Origin of the sequence: Anaerococcus senegalensis JC48 (genome assembly GCF_000321005.1) — a bacterium.
Taxonomy (GTDB): domain Bacteria; phylum Bacillota; class Clostridia; order Tissierellales; family Peptoniphilaceae; genus Anaerococcus; species Anaerococcus senegalensis.
In genome coordinates this window covers 86,425-105,144 of sequence record NZ_HE578908.1, presented here as the reverse complement: position 1 = coordinate 105,144, position 18,720 = coordinate 86,425, and the positions used below count along the sequence as shown (strand labels likewise).

Annotated in this window: 17 protein-coding genes and 1 pseudogene; 14 read left to right on the top strand and 4 right to left on the bottom strand. The window is 26.1% G+C overall.

Features of this window, described 5'->3' with window-relative positions:
* Positions 1 to 2: 2 nt before the first annotated feature.
* Positions 3 to 242: a Veg family protein gene (locus ASHG_RS07090; RefSeq protein ID WP_040398576.1), complete on the top strand. Its 240-nt coding sequence runs from the start codon at positions 3 to 5 to the stop codon at positions 240 to 242.
* Between the two features lie 68 nt (positions 243 to 310).
* On the opposite strand, the gene ASHG_RS07085 is transcribed toward ASHG_RS07090, so the two are convergent.
* Positions 311 to 2,428, bottom strand: coding sequence for a restriction endonuclease subunit S domain-containing protein (locus tag ASHG_RS07085; protein ID WP_040398575.1), 2,118 nt, complete (start codon positions 2,426 to 2,428; stop codon positions 311 to 313).
* A 274-nt stretch (positions 2,429 to 2,702) separates the two neighbouring features.
* Between ASHG_RS07085 and ASHG_RS09060 the strand changes: the two genes are divergently transcribed.
* Positions 2,703 to 2,876, top strand: a complete 174-nt coding sequence (locus tag ASHG_RS09060) for a hypothetical protein (protein WP_004817767.1) — start codon at positions 2,703 to 2,705, stop codon at positions 2,874 to 2,876.
* Between the two features lie 104 nt (positions 2,877 to 2,980).
* Here the strand turns inward: ASHG_RS09060 and ASHG_RS07080 are convergent, their stop codons facing one another.
* The 3 genes and pseudogenes from ASHG_RS07080 to ASHG_RS07070 form a co-directional block, all read right to left on the bottom strand.
* Positions 2,981 to 3,208 carry a hypothetical protein gene (locus ASHG_RS07080; protein ID WP_040398574.1) on the bottom strand — a complete coding sequence of 76 codons (228 nt, stop codon included), beginning with the start codon at positions 3,206 to 3,208 and terminating at the stop codon, positions 2,981 to 2,983.
* A 150-nt stretch (positions 3,209 to 3,358) separates the two neighbouring features.
* Positions 3,359 to 4,689: pseudogene (locus tag ASHG_RS07075) on the bottom strand (MATE family efflux transporter).
* 281 nt (positions 4,690 to 4,970) lie between these two features.
* Complete coding sequence (locus ASHG_RS07070) at positions 4,971 to 5,492, bottom strand: bifunctional hydroxymethylpyrimidine kinase/phosphomethylpyrimidine kinase (protein WP_244264278.1); 522 nt, start codon at positions 5,490 to 5,492, stop codon at positions 4,971 to 4,973.
* 241 nt (positions 5,493 to 5,733) lie between these two features.
* Here ASHG_RS07070 and cls point away from each other — a divergent pair, with 241 nt between their 5' ends.
* The 12 genes from cls (at position 5,734) to ASHG_RS07010 (ending at position 18,584) form a co-directional block, all read left to right on the top strand.
* Positions 5,734 to 7,287, top strand: a complete 1,554-nt coding sequence (gene cls / locus ASHG_RS07065) for a cardiolipin synthase (RefSeq protein ID WP_040398572.1) — start codon at positions 5,734 to 5,736, stop codon at positions 7,285 to 7,287.
* 676 nt (positions 7,288 to 7,963) lie between these two features.
* The gene (locus ASHG_RS07060; protein WP_148334125.1) at positions 7,964 to 8,176 is read left to right on the top strand and encodes a hypothetical protein; all 213 of its coding nucleotides are present in this window, start codon (positions 7,964 to 7,966) and stop codon (positions 8,174 to 8,176) included.
* Positions 8,177 to 8,770, top strand: coding sequence for a hypothetical protein (locus ASHG_RS09415; RefSeq protein WP_040398570.1), 594 nt, complete (start codon positions 8,177 to 8,179; stop codon positions 8,768 to 8,770).
* 445 nt (positions 8,771 to 9,215) lie between these two features.
* A complete protein-coding gene (locus tag ASHG_RS07050; RefSeq protein WP_040398568.1) occupies positions 9,216 to 9,608 on the top strand; it encodes a GntR family transcriptional regulator in 393 nt (130 codons plus the stop codon).
* Positions 9,580 to 10,443: an ATP-binding cassette domain-containing protein gene (locus tag ASHG_RS07045; protein WP_040398566.1), complete on the top strand. Its 864-nt coding sequence runs from the start codon at positions 9,580 to 9,582 to the stop codon at positions 10,441 to 10,443. The genes ASHG_RS07050 and ASHG_RS07045 overlap by 29 nt, the downstream gene beginning before the upstream one ends.
* On the top strand, positions 10,443 to 11,696 hold the full coding sequence (locus tag ASHG_RS07040; protein WP_040398565.1) for a membrane protein: 1,254 nt from the start codon (positions 10,443 to 10,445) through the stop codon (positions 11,694 to 11,696). The genes ASHG_RS07045 and ASHG_RS07040 overlap by 1 nt, the downstream gene beginning before the upstream one ends.
* A gap of 118 nt (positions 11,697 to 11,814) precedes the next feature.
* Positions 11,815 to 12,255 carry a deoxycytidylate deaminase gene (locus tag ASHG_RS07035; protein ID WP_040398564.1) on the top strand — a complete coding sequence of 147 codons (441 nt, stop codon included), beginning with the start codon at positions 11,815 to 11,817 and terminating at the stop codon, positions 12,253 to 12,255.
* Positions 12,256 to 12,262: 7 nt separating this feature from the next.
* Positions 12,263 to 13,897, top strand: a complete 1,635-nt coding sequence (locus ASHG_RS07030) for an ABC1 kinase family protein (protein WP_040398709.1) — start codon at positions 12,263 to 12,265, stop codon at positions 13,895 to 13,897.
* 1 nt (position 13,898) lies between these two features.
* Positions 13,899 to 14,597, top strand: a complete 699-nt coding sequence (locus tag ASHG_RS07025; protein ID WP_040398562.1) for an acyl-[acyl-carrier-protein] thioesterase — start codon at positions 13,899 to 13,901, stop codon at positions 14,595 to 14,597.
* Complete coding sequence (locus tag ASHG_RS07020) at positions 14,590 to 15,177, top strand: HD domain-containing protein (protein WP_040398708.1); 588 nt, start codon at positions 14,590 to 14,592, stop codon at positions 15,175 to 15,177. The genes ASHG_RS07025 and ASHG_RS07020 overlap by 8 nt, the downstream gene beginning before the upstream one ends.
* Before the next feature lie 357 nt (positions 15,178 to 15,534).
* A complete protein-coding gene (locus ASHG_RS07015; protein ID WP_040398560.1) occupies positions 15,535 to 17,178 on the top strand; it encodes a tryptophanase in 1,644 nt (547 codons plus the stop codon).
* 65 nt (positions 17,179 to 17,243) lie between these two features.
* Positions 17,244 to 18,584, top strand: coding sequence for a sodium-dependent transporter (locus ASHG_RS07010; protein WP_040398558.1), 1,341 nt, complete (start codon positions 17,244 to 17,246; stop codon positions 18,582 to 18,584).
* Positions 18,585 to 18,720 lie beyond the last annotated feature (136 nt).

Sequence of the window (18,720 nt, the reverse complement as noted above, 5' to 3'; positions counted from 1 at the left end):
ATATGGAATATAAATCAGTTAATGAAATAAGAACAGAAGTTGAAAAAAATGTAGGTAAAGAAGTAACATTAAAGGCTGATAAAGGAAGAAAAAGAATTGTAACCAAAAGTGGCATAATTTTAGATGCTTTCCCAAGTGTATTTACAATAAAAGTAAATAATGCTTTTGATACAGAAAGAACTGTATCTTATAGTTACTCAGATGTATTAACATCCACAGTAAAATTGCAAATTAATAATTAATTATAGATTAATAGAAAAAATCATCCTTGAAATAAAGGGTGATTTTTTTATAAAGATATATCAAATTTTTAATTTTTACAATTATAAAAAATATTTTCTCTTCTATAATCTAATTTTGAAAAGTTTTCGTAAATATCTTCTAGATTTTTTATTATGTTTTTCATTTCAGAAGAAATTTTTTCAACTTCTTCTAAGCTGTGTAAATTAATAGGCAAAGAATTTATTTTTTTAATTGATAGGGCATTTGTATTTATTAACCTTATTAGCTTTTTAGATGATAAAAATGCAAGTATATAATATGGGTCTATTTTATTTTTATCTATTTTTAAAATAAAACAGTTATCATTTACTAAATACTTCTCATTATTTTCAACTATAGCTGCAGAATAGGGTGAGTTTTTTGTAATAATTATATCGTCTTTTTGGGCGTAATTATAATATTTTTCCCTATCTTCATTTATTAATTCAAAAATTGAACAGTTGCTTTTGTTAATAAATCCTTTGTTTATGTTGGAATTAGTTAGATATTTTATACCTTTTTTTGAATTTATGTCATTTTTCCAATCTTTATTAAACTCAGTAGTTTGATATCCCCTTTTTATAGATAGTAAAAAATCACCTAATGTAAGTGGACTATTAATTTTAGATTTACAGCTTGAAGCTAAGGGTAAAGATTTACTATTTAAATTTTCCTTTGTTATATATTCTTTAAAAAATAAATTGTACTTATCATCATAATAAACATATTCAATATTTTCTTGGATTTTTCCCGTTGATAACAATAATTTATAGTTATTAAAGTTTAAAATACTATAAAAATTTTTATCAAATAATTTTTCTTTAAATTCTTCAAACCATAATCTTTTAAAATCTTTGTAATCTAGGAATAAATTTATAAAAGTAAATTTATTTTTTTCTATAATATTATCTATAAATTTTAAATTGTTCTTATTTATACTAGAAAAGAATCTATCATATTCTAAGTCATTTAATTTTTTATCATCTTTATAATAAACATTACCTTTAAGACCTAGTGATTTTTTAAAAATTTGTACAAAAATATAAGATTTAAAATCATGTAAAATAAAAGAATGTTTTTGAATTTCTTTTACTTTAAATAGATTAATAATATTTGGAAAATTTTGGTTAATATTAAACAGTACATTTTCTTTAACAAAATTTTTATATAGATTTTCTAGATTTTCATTTATTATGGATTTATCACCATAAATATATGGTAAATTTTTTATTAATTCATATAAAAAATTATTAGAAAAAGATTTTTGTATTTTTCCAATTATAGGAAAATATGTTTTTTTTATATCTTCAATATAATATTTTACCTCTATTGGAAGATTTTTTTCTTCATTAAGGCATATATATAGAATAGTCAAAACATGAAGTTTATTTTTTATCTTTTGTAGTTTTTCTATATAATTAATATTTTTTTCTAAATTTGAAATTAAAAATTCAGGATAAGAATTTCTATCTACATTTTTTAAAAATATATGGATTATATCACTTTGATATTTTGTAAGAACTGTACCAAAACTTGAAGGTTTATCAATGATTTTTGCTTTATGCAAATTTGGAAAATCTTTTTCATTTATAAGTTTATTGAAATAATATGTGAAAATATCATAAATACTTTCCATAACTATAAATTTTGGAGTAGAAATCTCCAATAGTTCAAGTTCTCTCTCAAGCGCTATAAATTGGTATCTAATGAAATTATCTTTATCTTCATCGTTTAATGATTCTAAATATTCAAAAACTTCATCTGAAGTTCTTGTAGCATAACCATTTGGTATTTTTGAATTTGGAGCAACTTTAAAAAAATCTGTAATATATGCCCCTTCCAAAACAGTATTTGTATACAATTTGTTAAGTCTTGTATAAGGAGTATTATTGTATTTTCCATCATCTAGGGAATGAAAACCACAAAAAGCTGGCATATTAGAAGTGAAAATTTCATCATTGGTTAGAAAATCCTTATCAATATCTTTAAAATTTTTCTTATCAAGCCTAATATTCATGGCCAAATATATAAAATCACTATTTAGTCTCTCATCTCTAAATTCTTTATTATCTAATTTTTTTGGAATACCATTTTTTTGAATTGAATTATCCCAAATCATAAACGAACCAAAATAAGCAAATTCCTTTTTTAATAAATCATATTGCATAAAACCACCTAAAATAATTATACTTTATAAACTTATTTTACATTAAATCAATATATTTTTAAAAGTATTTAAATACTTTTGAAATTTTAAGAAAATTACTAATAGACTAATATTTTTTTGAGATAAAAATATTTTGGTTTTATAATACTGAGTATTTAATATATTAACGTGTTAAGATTAATATATAGAATATAAAAAGGGAAGTGATATAAATTTTATTAGAAAAAAATTGTTGTGGTAGGTTTTGGAAATTAAAAAAAGAGAGGTGGAAAAAATGGCAGAATTTGAAAAAGGCGACAAAGTAATGTTAACTGAAGATTTAAATTGGAGCATTAGTAAAGGTGAAGTTGGAATAGTGATAGATTGGGACTTTTTTGATTTTACAAAGGTAAAATTTGATAATGGAGAAGAAGTATTAGTTGATAATAGAAAATTAATGAAAGTCTGAAAAATTATTATATGTATCTTACTGATATTTTACATATAAATTTATGAAATTAAAATAAACAAAAAAAGAGCAAGAAATCTTGCTCTTTTTCTTATTAATTTAAATTAGTTATTTGATCCAGCATCTGAAGCAGGTGTGCTTACATCGTTTGATGAAGGTGTGCTTGCTGCGTTTGAATCTGTTGTACTAGCGTTTGAATCAGATTTTTCTGTTGTTGTAGTTGAAGCTGGTGTGCTTGCTGCGTTTGAGTTTGATGTTGTTTCAGCTTTATTTCCACAACCAACTAATGCTAGTGATAGTGCTAATACTGGTAATACTTTTTTAATTTTCATTGTTTAATCCCCCTGTTTAAAAAAATATAATTACTATCATTCCCGATAGTAATTATAATATACCAGAATATAAATGAAAATTCAAATAGTCATTTGAAAAATATTTTTGTTTTATAATATATAATTATTTTTTTAATAATATAAGTAGGATTAAATTTCTATGTTTACCCAATCTCCTTTTCTAAACCTAGTCCATAAACCAACAAATCTTGATATTTGATCTGCCATAATTCCCATCCAAATTCCTTGAATTCCTAAATGAAGTACATTTACAAAAAATAGGGTCGAAGCAGATCTTATAAAGGTAATAGATATCAAACTTACTGCAAGAGTATATTTTACATCACCAGCAGCTCTTAGTGCACCACCAAAAATTATTTGAGATATTTGAAAGATTACAATAAAGATTAAATAGAATGTGATAATTGATCCCATTGCTATAATTTTTTCATCGTCAAAAAACATTCTAAAAATATTTTTTCTAAATAAAACCAAAATTATTGAAATAATTATTGAAATAGAAAGTCCGATTTCTTGGCAAGTTTTTCCATATTTTATTGCCTCATCTTTTTTTCTAGCTCCGAGAGCATTTCCTGTAAGGGCAACTGCTGCAACTTGCATACCATCTCCAAAAGAAAATGAAAGAGATAATAAATTCATTCCAACATTGTGAGCTGCAAATTGATCTGTTCCTAGTTTTGCAGCAGTTATAGCTGTAACCAAAAAACCAATTCTTGCGGCAATATTTTCAATAAATATATTAGAACCAAGGGCTAAAATTTCTTTAAAAATAAAATTTGAAAATCCTAGAGCATATTTTTTAATAAGTTTAAAAGACATATATGATGATCTTCTAAAAAGTGAGGAAAAACTCATTATTGCAGCAACAACTGCTCCTAATACTGTAGCTAGACCAGCCCCAGCAACTCCAAGTTTTGGAAAGCCTAAATTACCGTTTATTAATAAATAATTAAAAAGAATGTTTACCAAAGATGAAACTAAATTTGTTGTAAAAGCAATTTGTGTATTTCCACTTCCTCTTTGACCAGCATTTATAGTCATAGAAATAACATTGAAAATTAAACCGCCCATTATTATTCTAAAATATGAAACTCCCAAATCATGAGTATCAGGTGATGATCCAGAAAGTTTTAAAATTTGTGGCGTAAAAATTACAAAAACGGATGAAATTATAAGACACAATAATAAAGCAATAATCATTGCTGTTACCATAGTTTGATTTGCCATTTTTTTGTCTTCTTCACCTTTTCTTCTTGCAACAAGAGCAGAAACTGATACAGAAATTATGATAGGGCTATAAATTTTGGTTGAGTTGTAAGCCCAATAGCTGCAACAGCATTTGGTCCAATTGATGAAACCATAAAAGTATCAATTAGACCTGCCAAGGCTATAAAAAAAGATTCCAACACAGAAGGCCAAGCTATTTGCAAAGCTCTTTTCCAATACCTATTTTTTATCAAAAAATCACCTTCCTCCTATAATTTTTTTAAAATTTTATTAACATAAATATCTTCGGTTTTATCATCTAAATCTATTTGTAAATTAAGAATTTTTGCAATAATTTCCTTGGTTTTTTTAATACTTATTCTATAATCATCATTTTTCAAAAAATGAGCTAGAAAAATAGAATCAAATAAATCTCCACTTCCACCAAAAGATTTATTTAAATAAGCATATTCTTCGTCTATATAATCTTTATCTTTTGATAGAATAAAATGTCTATTTTTCTCTTCTATACTGGTTATAATAACTTTTTTTCTTTTTTTTCAAAAAAATCTACTATTTCATAAGGAGTCTTAAATTTAAAATCAGTTAAAAGATTTGCCTCAGTAAGGTTTGGTATTATAATATTTGCAAAATTTGCCATATATTTATAAATTTCTACAATATTCTTATCAAGTCCATTATAAATTTTTCCACCATCTCCCATAATAGGATCTAAGATCATAAAAATATTATTTTCTTTTACATATTTACAAATGATTTTAGCTTGATTAATATTTAATACAAATCCAACTAAAATAGCCTTATATTTTCTTTTTTGCTTCCTATAAACATCAAGAGTATTTTTTAAATAAAGACTAGAATCAAAAATTTCGATAGGTCTTTGAGAAAATTTATTTGAAATTAATGCTGAAGGCAGAAAATCAACATCATAAGAATAAAAATTTAAAATATCCCTACAAAGACTTCCTCCCATAAATCCACTTGATATAAAATCACCAATTACCAATATTTTGTCTGAATTTTCTAAAGTTTCCATATGACTCCTTTAAAATAAAATCTACTTATCCATTCTTATAAAACTATTATAAGTATATTAGAAAAAATTATCAAATCGGGAAAATTATAAAAGAATAAAATTAGAATTATAAATATTATTTGAAAATAAACTAATTAATTATACTTTATACTATTAAAATTTTATAAAATTAGTTATAATAATATTATGAAAAATTATAACAATAATATTAAAAAATATAATGAAAAAAACGGAGGGAAATATGACAGTAAACAAAAATAAATTTGTCAAGAAAACTAGATCATCAGTTTTGAAGGTTGTATTTGGCAGGGCAGGACTCTATATTCTTTTTATATTGATTCAAGTTGCTATTTTGATTTCAATAGTTAATCATTTATCTGTTGATTCATCCTTAATTGTTGGATCATCTGCATTAATTGCTGCAATTTCTTTGCTTGTTGTTTTATCTATGGATGTAAATCCGTACGAAAAACTTTCCTGGTTTTTTGTAATAGCAGTATTTCCTACTTTTGGAATAATGTTTTTTATCCTATCTAGAATTGATATAGGAAAAAAATTAGAAGAAAGTTCAATTATGGATAGCGAAGAAGAAACGAATTATTTGCATACTGTAGACAGAGAACTAGTTGATAAAATTAAAAATGAAGATAAGGAATTTTATAATTTAGTAAAATATTTAAATGATTATGGAACATATCCTGTAAGTGCAAATAATGATGCCAAATATTATGGGGTAGGTGATGATACGGTTAATGATATTATTGATGCTATAAGAAGTGCAAAAGATTTTATTTTTATAGAATTTTTTATAATAAATCAGGGATATTTTTGGGGAACTATTCTTGAAGAGCTTTCAAAAAAAGCAAGTGAAGGCGTCGAAGTTAGACTAATGTATGATGGGACAAATGCAATTTTAAATCTTCCCAAGAAATTTACAGAGGAGATGGAAAAATTAGGGATAAAATGTAAGGTATTTTCACCGATAATTCCTATTATTTCAACCTACCATAACAACAGAGATCATAGAAAAATTTTGATCGTTGATGGAAAAATTTCTTTTACAGGTGGGGTAAATTTAGCTGATGAATATATAAATGTTGAAGAAAGATTTGGTCATTGGAAAGATACTTTTGTAAGACTTGAAGGTCCAGTCGTTCAATCATTTACAATTATGTTTTTACAATTGTGGGATAGTGAAGAAAAAGAAGATCTTGAAAGATATTTAAAAACATATCCAAAAAAATCTGAGGGCTATATGATTGGAGTTGGAGATAATCCAATTAGAAAAGAAAGATTTTTTAAAAATATCTACACGCATATTCTTGATACTGCAAAAGATTATGCCTATATAATGACCCCATATCTTATTATGGATAATGAAATGATAAAATCATTGACATTTGCCGCAAAAAGAGGAGTTGATGTGAGAATTGTTCTTCCAAAAATTCCTGACAAAAAAATCCCCTATATGTTGGCAAAATCTCACTATAAAAAATTAATAGAATCTGGAGTAAAAATTTATGAATACATACCAGGCTTTGTTCACGCAAAAACTTGGATTTCCGATGGCGAAAAAGCTGTGGTAGGATCTGTAAATTTAGATTATAGGGCTCTTTATTTGAATTTTGAATGTGGTGTTTATATTCACAAGGCTCCAGTTATAAAAGAAATTTTAGAAGATTTTGAAATTACATTTGATATTTCAAAAGAAATAAGCATGGAAGATGTTAAGGCATATCCCTTATATAAAAAATTAGCAGCAGCAATAATAAAACCACTTGCACCATTAATGTAAAGATCTAGGAAACTAGATCTTTTTTATTTGAAAATTAATTGATAAAATTTTTTAAATAATTGATAAAAATAAAAAAAGTTTAATAAATAAAATCAAAAATTATATTATGTTGAAATTATAAAGAATATTATACATATATTATAGACTCTTCTAAAAAATACTGATAATATAAAGATAAGATATATTATTTAAATAAGGAGTAGTCCATGAAAATTAAAAATATGGGCCTATTAACATCTGCTCTTATTCTTGCTTTAACAATTGGTGGAATAAATTCTGTAAAGGCAAGTGATGAAATGAGATGAAATCAGATGTAAGTGTAGAAGAAAATAAGGATCAAGAAAATTCAGAAAAATTAGAAGAGAAAGAGCCAGTTTATAGTGAGATTAAATTATACGTAAAAAATTAAATTATACGTAAAAAATAGAAGAGTTAGGGATGGATCTTACTATAAAATTGAAGGTCAAGATGCTCAAAAATTTCAAAAAGTTGATGATATCGAAAAATATGAAATACATGATAACGTAATTCCAGGAAAAAAACAAAAATTGAAATTATTGATGGAAAAGATGGAAAAGTTTATGCTGAAGGTGAAATAAATGCTATAGCAGATGCTAAAAATTATCATAAAATGGAGGTAGAAATTATACCTAAAATTCCTATAAAAACTAGGAAAATGACCCTGTTATTTAAAGATAAACAAAATGAAGATAGACAACTTCCTGGTGGCAAAAATTATGTGTTTGTTGATGGAAAATTAATAGGTGAATACAATGGCACAAACTATAGTATTGAAAATTTTGAATATGAAACGGGCAAAAAATTTAAAATTGAATTTAGAAGAACTTATAAAGCTAATTCTAAATTATTTGCAAGCATTGATGATTAAATGCCAGAAGATGGTAAACTAGTCGATTCCAAATCAATGGATGTTTATCTAAGATTTCCAGAAGATCTAAAAGATGATAAAAAAGAAAATGGAAAAAAATTAGAAAGTTCTGAAGATTCAAAAAATATTAAGGAGCAAATACCTGATAGTACTCCTGAAGTTTCAACTGAAGATGAAGATAATAATGAAACAGACTCAAATGAACTTATACCTTCTTCTAGTCAGTCAAATGAATCCAATAATTCTAATAATTCTAATCAATCTAGTGATTCTAATGAATCTCGTGATAATAATGGTAAAAAAGATTCATCTAATGGGAAAATCGAAGATAGTAGCGATAAAATTTCCGAAAAATCTTACAAAATTAGACAAGAAGCCATAGGTGCTGCAAAAAAAGAAATGAAAAAAGATATAAAATGGAAGTCATTTTATTTAATAAAACAAGAAGATGGAACTTATAAATACGGTTTAAGTGAAAAAGAAGACAAAAATAATAATGGCACAGATAATTCCAGAAAAAATCATATATTGAAACCTAAAAAAATTACATCATCTACAAAATTTGAAAAAAAGCAAAATCACCTATTAATGTAAAAACAGGAGTTAATGGATTAGGGACAATTTTTGGAGTTTTAGCTTTATCAATAATCGGATTTTTCGCTACAAAACATAAAAAATAAAATAAAAAATTTTAACCTCTAATTTTAAATTAGGTGTTTTTATTTTGAATTAAAAAATTAATAATTGAACTAAGTAAATACTATATCTTTTGGAAAAATTAACCAATATAATTTTATATTAAAAATAACTTGAGAAAAATTAAATATACCATATTTTTATTTTAAATTATTTAGCTTAGATTTTTTTCTCTAATTTAAACTCAATATTAAAATTATAATATCTTTGTATGTATTGACCTAGAAATCTATGTCTTTTTTTGAAAAATTATTTGACAAATTTTTTAAATGTTATAAAATAAAATCAAGAAGTGTATGGAGATACACCGAACACCATACAAAATTCATAGAAAGGAGTTTTTATGTTTGATTTAAACAATTCATCTCAAATTCCCTTGAATGAACAAATTGTTGAACAAACAAAATTAATGATTGCTCAAGGGATTTTACTTGATGGTGATCCTATGCCATCAGTTAGAGAATTATCAAAAACTTTGCTTATCAATCAATCCACTGTTCAAAAAGCCTACAATAAGTTAAAAGAAGACGGAATTTTGCTTACAAAAAAAGGTCTTGGAACTTTTGTAAGTTTGGATGATAAAAAAATTGATATTAAAAAAGAAAGGCTTGAAAAAAATTTATATGATATTTTTTTGAAGTGTAGCTTTTATGGAATTGACTTTGAAAAAATAAAGGAAATCTATGAAAGAAGTAAGGAGGAATTTAATGATAGTGGAAGTAATGAGCCTTTATAAATCTTTTGGAAAAAATAAAGTCTTAGAAGATGTAAATTTTTCCTTAGATGAGGGAAAAATATATGCCTTGGTTGGTAGAAATGGTTCTGGTAAGACTACTCTTTTAAAAATCATGGCTGATATTTACCAAAAAGATTTGGGAAAAATTAATATTTTTGGTAAATCTTTTAAAGAAGATAAACATATCATAGAAAACATAGCGTATTTACCTGATAGATTTGATTATTTTGATTATTCTTCAGTTGAAAAAATGCTTGGATATTATGAAGTTATTTATCCAAATTTTGACAAAAGATTTGTATTAAAAGAGCTTGAAAAAAATAATATTGATATTAAGAAAAATTTGAAATCTTTTTCTAAAGGATACAAAAATTTGATTGGACTTTTGGCTGTAATTGGAACTAATGCAAAAATTGTATTATTAGACGAAATTCTTGATGGTATGGATGTTTTGAACAAGGAGATAATTCTTTCTTATATTTTAGATTTAAAAGATTTTGGAAGGATAGTTCTTGCTTCAAGTCATGAACTTGAGGAATTGGCGAAGGTTGCTGATGAGACTTTATATCTTTCTAAAGATGGAAAACTTACAAATCTTCAAAAAAATAAGGAAAAATTTGTGAAATTACAAATTGTAGTAAAAGATGAATTAGATCCCAAAATACTTGATAGAGCTGTTTTGAGATTTAAGTTAGGAAGAGTTTATACTATTTTGATTGAAAATAGAGAAAATTTAATGGATATGATTAAAAATAATGAATCAGTAGTCCAGTTTGATATTTTGGATCCAAAAATTGAAGATAATTTTTATTGGGAGAAGGAAAGGAGTAAATAATGAAAGACTTTAAAAAAGAAATTAGCATTCTTAATAGAAGAAATGGATTTTGGATAGTCCTTGTTATAGCTGTAAGTCTACTATTTTCTGGACTTTTCCAAACAAATTCTTTGGATGGGACTTATAAGTCTTTGATTCAAACAACTAATAAATTAAATACTATTGCAAAAACCAATACAAAATATAAAAAAGATACAAAACTTGATGAGGAGTTTTTCAAAGAAAATGATATTTTATTTGAAAAAATTGCAAAAAAATATAAGTATGATAAACATATAAACTTTGATTATGAAAAGGCAAGTCAAAAAGAAATCGATAAATTTGAACAATTCCAAATAAAATACGGCGAATATTTTCAAATTTTAGACCAATATAAATTTATGTCAAATCAAGCAAAAGGAAAATCAAAAGATTTATATTTTACATCAATTTTAAGTATTGGAGCAATCTTATCTATTGTTTTAGGATTTTTGTTCTCTTCAATGGAGCATGCAACTTCATATTATGAATTTGCAAGAACTTATCCATGGACAAAGAAAAAAGATTTTTTGATGAAAATAGGATTTGGATTAATAATAATATTTGCCTTTGTTTTAATTTCTTCATTTTTAAATTATATGATTATAAAAACATCTAATTATGAGATTTTAAAAACTGGTATAAGTCAAATTCCAGAAACCATCAAAAGTTTTGGAACTTTATCAGCAATCTACCTTGCAATTTTATCAATAGGTTTTATGGCTGGAAATATTTTGGGACATATTGGGCTTTCTATTATTACTTTTGCGTTTTTAGATATTTTGGATGGATTAATAGAAAATATTAGTGAAATTTTATTAGGATATTCAAATTATGATAGATCAATTGCATCTTTTATTAATAATAAAATTCCTGATAATGGAAGTTTAATTAATACAGTTTTAAGAGTAGTTTTAAGACCCCTTCCAAATTTTGACACTTCTAAAAATTCTATTATAGGTCTAATAATATTTTCCATAATAGTTTTTGCCATATCATATTCATTGATAGAAAAAACAAAAACAGAAAATTCAGGAAAGATGGTTCTGTTAAAACCTATAGAAAGTTTAGCAAAAGTCTTAGTAATCTTATCTTTTTCAAGTATAGGAACTATGATTTTTCAATCATCTCTTTTTGAAGGATTTTCAATTATGAATTTTGTAGTATTTGGGATATTGATTTTTGTATTTACAAAAATATTTAATATTTTATTTGATTTGAGATTAAAGGTATAAGCAATCTACTTTATATAACATAGTAGTTTGAATAGACTGGGCTCTTGCTCAGTCTTTTTTAGTGATTAAATTTTCAAATTTGGTAAAATATAATAAAGCTTATATTTAGGAGGTAATTATGGCAAAAGATAGGTTAACTTGGAATGAATATTTTATAAAACTTGCTCATATGGTAGCTCTTAGGGGAACTTGTGATAGGGCGTATGTTGGTTGTGTTTTGGTAAATAATGAAAATAGAATTATTTCTACAGGCTATAACGGATCTATAAAAGGAAATCCTCATTGTGATGAGGTTGGACATACTATGAGAGATGGTCATTGTATTGCAACAATTCATGCAGAAATGAATGCTCTTTTGTATTGTGCAAAAGAAGGGATTTCTGTTAAAAATTCAATTTGCTATGTTACACATTTTCCTTGCCTAAATTGCACAAAATCTTTGATCCAAGCAGGAATTAAGGAAATATATTATTCAAATGATTATAGAGTTGATCCTTATGCAACAGAACTTTTGGAGAAAAATCATATTAAATTTGAAAAAACAGAAAATAGAAAATGAGAAAAAAATGGGATACAATAAAAGAAAATTTGAGATAATAAAAGAATTTTTAAGCCCTAATTTATTTTTAGATATTAGAAAACTACTAAAAAATAAAAATAATGATTCTAGTCAAATTAAAGATCTGGAAAGAGAATTTGGTGGAAAATTAAGAAATTTATTTGAAAATTTGGGACCAGTTTTTGTAAAATTCGGTCAGTTATTATCTACAAGAAGGGATATTTTTTCTGAAAATATAATAAGTGAGCTTGAAAAATTACAAGATGATGTAAAAGAAGAAGACTTTGAAAATATTAAGGAAGTTTTTTATAAGGAATTTTCTAAAGATATTTATGATGTTTTTGATGAATTTGAAAAAAAACCTCTAGCATCAGGTTCTATTGCCCAAGCTCATTTAGCTACTATAAAGGTTGGGTCACTTAATAGGAAAGTTGTTGTAAAAGTTCAAAGAAAAAATTTAGATAAAAGAGTTAAAGAAGATTTGATTATAATGAAAGATCTTTACAAAAAACTTGAAAGTAAACTTGATGGAATCGAATCTTTTAATTTTGGAGAAATAATAGAAGAATTTTCTCTATCTTTAAACAAAGAAATAGACTTTGAAGTAGAAAAGAATAATATAAAAAAATATAGGAAATTAAATATAAAAGAAAACGACTTTTTATCCCCGGACGTTTATGATTCTTATTCTAGCAAAAAAGTCTTGACCTTAGAATATATCGAAGGGAAATCTATAAGGTCTGTTTTTGAAAAAAAATCTAATAAAAGAAAAGATATGGCTCAAAAAATAATTGAGGCATATGTAAATCAAATGTTTACTTATGGATATTTTCATGCAGACCCACATCCAGGAAATATTTTTGTAGACAAAGATTTAAATATTTACCTATTAGATTTTGGTATAGTAGGAAATTTATCCGAAAATTATAGATATCAGATAATGAAAATATTTTTGGGAGCAAGTTTTGGTGAAGTAAAATTAATAACAGATGCCATAATTGGAATGGGGTTATTAGAATTTGATTCCAAAAAAATAGGAGATTTTGAAAAAAGAATCCAAAGACTTTTAGATAAATATATGGTAATGAGTCTAAACCAAATGAAACTTTCAGATTTGATTACAGATTTTTATACTCTTTTGGTAGATTATTCTATAAGAATCCCATCAGAACTTACAAGTTTTGCAAAAACAGTTTTAATCTTAGAAGGATTAATAGAAAAATTAGTCTATAAAGAATCATTCTTAGAGCTTGCCCTTCCTATTGCAAAATCAATGGTTTTTAAAATATTTAGTCCAGATATAGTTGTAAATAGACTAAGACCAAAAATGTATGATACCTATTCTTTAATAAAAGAATTTCCCCACACCAGTCTAAATATTCTAAGGCAACTTGCTAGGGGAGATTTTAGAATAATAGATCAAAAAAGTGAGATAGAAAGAAAATCTTACGAAAAAATAGAAAATCAAAAAAGCCAAGCTATAATTTTTCTTGGCCTTTCAATAGTAATAGGATTTTCACTTTTGAGTTTATCTAATTTAAATTTAGATCAAAATATTTTGAAAGCTATATTAATATTAATTTTAAGCCTTGGATTTTTTATGGCTTACATTATAATAAAAAACCTATATAGAAAGGAATGATATGAGAAAAACAAAAGAATTTGAAATAGAAAGATTTCTCACAAATAGTGAGGGATACTTAAAAAATAAATATCTTTTAGGACTTATGTTTGAAGTTTCATTTGACCAATCAGAAGAAATAGAAGATGAAAAAATAATGGAAGACAAAAGATGGATTGTTTATTCTTGGGACATAAAAATAGAAAAACCAATAAAAGCAAAAGATAAAATAAAAATTACAACATTTGCCATAGATATGAATAAATTCTATGCTTATAGAAATTTCTTTATAGAAAAAGATGGAGAAATAATAGCTAAGGCTTATTGTGTATTTTTATTATTTGACATTAAAAAAATGCGCCCAGTAAAAATTCCAAAAGAAATTGCAAGTGCTTATCAAAAAGAAAATCCTATTTATAAAGAAAAATCTCAAAAATACTATAAAAATTTTGGATCTTTGGAAAAAATCCAAATCAGAAGAGCAGATATAGACTCAAATTATCATGTAAATAATGCTTCCTATATGGATTTATTGGGAGAAATAATTGGAATAAAAGATCAAGATATAGAATATATAAATATAGTTTATAAAAATGAAATAAGAGATAAAAAGTATGTATTTGGTCAAAAGTGTGAAAGCAAGAATGAAACATCATACCAACTTGTAGATGAAAATGGAAAAATTTATAGTTTTGGAAAAATTAGGAGAAAAAATGTATAAAGAAAAATTTGGAAATATACCAAATAAAGACAAGATCAATTATTACCTAATAGAATCCAACGAAAATCTTGGGCCATGGGTTAGAAGGTCAAAATTAATAGGGAAAACTGCAAAAACAATAGCCAAAGAATTAAATTTAGACCCAGATATAGCTTATGCTTGTGGATCACTTCTAGATATAGGAAAAAAAGAAAATAAAAAGGACTTAGACCAAATAATTACAGGATTCAATATACTTAGAAATGAATCATATTTTTTTCCAGCAAGAATTACAATTACAAGTAAATTTATAATCAAGGATATTGATTCATTTGATGGAAAAATAAATATAGAAAAAAAGGATGAAAAAAAACTAGAAAATCTTCTGAAAATTTATAAATACAATGATTATGACAAATTGATTCAATTATTAGATAAGTCAATTTTAGAAAATTATGTTGGGGTAGAAAATTACTATAAAGATAAAATAGGAGATAAATATCTAGAAGAAAAAATAAAAAAATTAAATCAATATCAAAAATATTTTGAAGAAAAATTAAAAAATCCAATTAAATATTATGTAGATAAAAACACTCGATAATTATCGGGTGTTTTTATGTGAATATGATTTCATTAAAAAATAAATTTTATTTAGAATTCAAAACTACTAATTATCAACTAAATAAAAGAATTGATTATTTTTAAACGACTAAAATTTGACATAATTTTTAATATAAGGTAAACTATTTCATAGATAATTCTAGAATTTATCGGAGTGCTGACCGCTCATCAACTTTTATTTTCGATAACCGAGATTTTTTTAATCGTTCGCTAGTCTACAATTATTTTGATAACCGGGGTTCTCAATTTGGATACTGTCCGCTAGTTAATTTTTCGAAATTAATAACCGGGGTTCTCTGTACACTTTAACTAAACTTAATTATATGGAGGCAATATTATGAAAAAGTACCAATTGGATGTACCTACACCACATTCTTATACCTATGTCACAAAAAACGTTCCAAATGTAACAGTTGAACAAAGAGAAAGAGCTTTAAAAGCTACTCATTATAACGAATTTGCATTCCCAGCAGGCATGCTTACAATTGACATGCTTTCAGATTCAGGAACAACAGCAATGACAGACGTACAATGGTCTGCAATGTTTTTGGGAGATGAATCTTATGGTAGAAATAAGGGATACTATGTTCTTTTAGATACATTTAGAGATGTTTTTGAAAGAGGAAATGATCAAAAAAGAATAATTGATCTTGTTAGAACTGATTGTGAAGATGTTGAAAAAATGATGGATGAAGTTTATCTTTGCGAATATGAAGGTGGATTATTTAATGGTGGATCTGCTCAAATGGAAAGACCAAATACTTTCATTATTCAACAAGGACGTGCAGCTGAATCTGTTTTATTTGAACTTGTTAGAAATATTTTAAATGAACGTGAACCAGGAAAAACTTATACAATTCCATCAAACGGACACTTCGATACAACTGAAGGAAACATTAAACAAATGGGTTCAATTCCTAGAAACCTTTATAATAAAGAGTTATTATGGGAAGTTCCAGAGGGTGGTAAATACGAAAAAAATCCATTCAAAGGAAACATGGACACAGAAAAACTTGAAGAATTAATTACAAAACTTGGAGCTGAAAACGTACCATTAATCTATACAACAATCACAAACAACACAGTTTGTGGTCAACCAGTATCAATGGCAAACTTAAGAGAATGTTCAAGAATAGCTCATAAATATGATATACCTTACATGTTTGATGCAGCTAGATGGGCAGAAAATGCATATTTCATTAAAGTAAATGAAGAAGGTTATGAAGATAAATCAATAAATGAAATTGCTAAAGAAATGTTCTCATATTGTGATGGATTCACAGCATCACTTAAAAAAGATGGTCATGCAAATATGGGTGGAGTTTTAGCTTTTAGAGATAAAGGATTATTCTGGAAAAAATTCTCAGACTTCAATGAAGATGGATCAGTTAAAACTGACGTAGGTATTTTACTTAAAGTTAAACAAATCTCATGCTACGGTAATGATTCTTACGGTGGAATGAGTGGTAGAGACATTATGGCTCTTGCAGCAGGACTTTATGAAGCTTCTAAATTTGAATACTTAGATGCACGTACAAAACAATGTGAATACTTGGCTCAAGGATTCTATAAAGCAGGAGTAAAGGGTGTTGTACTTCCAGCTGGTGGACACGGAGTTTATATAAATATGGATGAGTTCTTTGACAATAAAAGAGCTCCAGAAACATTTGCAGGACAAGGATTCTCAGTTGAACTTATAAGAAGATACGGAATAAGAACAGCTGAACTTGGAAACTATTCAATGGAATACGATCTAAAAACACCTGAACAACAAAAAGAAGTTGCTAACGTAGTAAGATTTGCAGTAAACAGAAGTCAATTAAGCAAAGAACATATGGACTATGTAATTGCAGCTGTAAAAGCTTTATATGAAGATAGAGCATCTATTCCAAATATTAAGATTGTTAAAGGTCATAATCTACCAATGCGTCATTTCCACGCATTCTTAGAGCCATATGAACCATCAGAAGAAGAAAAATAAATTAAAAATTAATAAATCAACAGGATTTAAAAAGTCCTGTTGATTTACTAATAAAGAGGTTTATTATGGACAATCAAATATCAAACAGAGATGGATTTCAAAGTAAATGGGGTTTTATACTAGCTTGTATAGGATCTGCAGTTGGAATGGGAAATATTTGGAGATTTCCAATTCTAGTTTCTCAATATGGTGGAATGACATTTTTGATACCATATTTTATTTTTGTAGTATTGATAGGTTCAACTGGTGTTGTTACAGAAATGGCTTTAGGTAGGTCATCAGGAAGTGGACCTGTTGGTGCCTTTGGTAAGGCAACAAAATTTAAATTTGGTAATGAAAAGATTGGTAAAATAGTTGGTTTAATTCCAGTTATAGGCTCACTTGCTATGGCTATGGGTTATACTTGTGTCATGGCTTGGGTATTTAAGTATACCTTTATGTCAATAAGTGGAAGTTTAACTAAACTTGGTCAAGATGTTAGCGTTATAAATGAAATGTTTAGTGTAACAGCATCAGCAGGTGGTGCTAATTTATGGATTGTAGTTGCTATAGTTGTAAGTTTTATTATTATGACAATGGGAATCTCTAATGGAATTGAAAAAGTTAATAAGATAATGATGCCAGTTCTATTTATATTATTTTTTGGACTTGCTATCTACATTTATACTTTGCCAGGAGCTTCAAAAGGATATGAGTATATATTTACAATAGATCCAAAAGGAATAACAAATCCTAAAGTATGGATATATGCATTTGGACAAGCTTTCTTCTCATTATCAGTAGCGGGTTCTGGAACTGTAATTTATGGTTCTTATTTAAGTAAAAAGGAAAGTATACCTTCATCTGCGAAAAACGTTACCATATTCTGTACTATTTCAGCTTTAATGGCTGCTTTTGTAATAATTCCAGCTATGGCTTCAGCAAATGCCCCACTAGATACTGGTGGTCCTGGGCTAATGTTTATTCATATAGTTCATGTAATTAATGGAATGGCTGCAGGTAGAATAGTAGGAATAGTATTTTTTGTAAGTGTACTATTTGCAGGAATAAGTTCTATTATTAATTTATATGAAACATCAGTAGCTTCTGTACAAGAAGTTTTTGGATTAAAGAGAAGTATGGCTACTGCTATAATCCATATTCTAGGATGCATAGTAGCAATTTTGATTCAATCAATAGTTTCAAGTTGGATGGATTTTATATCTATTTACTTATGCCCGCTTGGAGCAGTATTAGCTGCAGTAATGTTTTTATGGTTATTTACAAAAGAACATGTTTATGAAGCAGTTAATGAAGGATCAGAAAAACCAATTGGTAATTGGTATTATCCATTATCAAAATATGTCTATGTAATAGCTGCAACAATTGTATTGATCGCAGGGGCTATTATGGGTGGAATTGGATGATAAAATTTTAAATTAAATTATATAAACTAAAATTTAATACTAAGTTCTAATATGTGTAATAGATTAATTAAAACAAATAATTTTAGTAAAAAAAGATTGACTTTTGTCAATCTTTTTTTTATGCATTTCATAAAAT

Bases quoted from the DNA above. Each gene is read 5' to 3' on its own strand.
- ASHG_RS07015 (WP_040398560.1), top strand. From the start codon at position 15,535: ATGAAAAAGTACCAATTGGATGTACCTACACCACATTCTTATACCTAT.
- ASHG_RS07040 (WP_040398565.1), top strand. From the start codon at position 10,443: ATGAAAGACTTTAAAAAAGAAATTAGCATTCTTAATAGAAGAAATGGA.
- ASHG_RS07025 (WP_040398562.1), top strand. From the start codon at position 13,899: ATGAGAAAAACAAAAGAATTTGAAATAGAAAGATTTCTCACAAATAGT.
- ASHG_RS09060 (WP_004817767.1), top strand. From the start codon at position 2,703: ATGGCAGAATTTGAAAAAGGCGACAAAGTAATGTTAACTGAAGATTTA.
- ASHG_RS07090 (WP_040398576.1), top strand. From the start codon at position 3: ATGGAATATAAATCAGTTAATGAAATAAGAACAGAAGTTGAAAAAAAT.
- ASHG_RS07050 (WP_040398568.1), top strand. From the start codon at position 9,216: ATGTTTGATTTAAACAATTCATCTCAAATTCCCTTGAATGAACAAATT.
- ASHG_RS09415 (WP_040398570.1), top strand. From the start codon at position 8,177: ATGCCAGAAGATGGTAAACTAGTCGATTCCAAATCAATGGATGTTTAT.
- ASHG_RS07010 (WP_040398558.1), top strand. From the start codon at position 17,244: ATGGACAATCAAATATCAAACAGAGATGGATTTCAAAGTAAATGGGGT.
- cls (WP_040398572.1), top strand. From the start codon at position 5,734: ATGACAGTAAACAAAAATAAATTTGTCAAGAAAACTAGATCATCAGTT.
- ASHG_RS07045 (WP_040398566.1), top strand. From the start codon at position 9,580: ATGATAGTGGAAGTAATGAGCCTTTATAAATCTTTTGGAAAAAATAAA.
- ASHG_RS07060 (WP_148334125.1), top strand. From the start codon at position 7,964: ATGACCCTGTTATTTAAAGATAAACAAAATGAAGATAGACAACTTCCT.
- ASHG_RS07030 (WP_040398709.1), top strand. From the start codon at position 12,263: ATGGGATACAATAAAAGAAAATTTGAGATAATAAAAGAATTTTTAAGC.
- ASHG_RS07080 (WP_040398574.1), bottom strand. From the start codon at position 3,208: ATGAAAATTAAAAAAGTATTACCAGTATTAGCACTATCACTAGCATTA.
- ASHG_RS07020 (WP_040398708.1), top strand. From the start codon at position 14,590: ATGTATAAAGAAAAATTTGGAAATATACCAAATAAAGACAAGATCAAT.
- ASHG_RS07085 (WP_040398575.1), bottom strand. From the start codon at position 2,428: ATGCAATATGATTTATTAAAAAAGGAATTTGCTTATTTTGGTTCGTTT.
- ASHG_RS07070 (WP_244264278.1), bottom strand. From the start codon at position 5,492: ATGGAAACTTTAGAAAATTCAGACAAAATATTGGTAATTGGTGATTTT.
- ASHG_RS07035 (WP_040398564.1), top strand. From the start codon at position 11,815: ATGGCAAAAGATAGGTTAACTTGGAATGAATATTTTATAAAACTTGCT.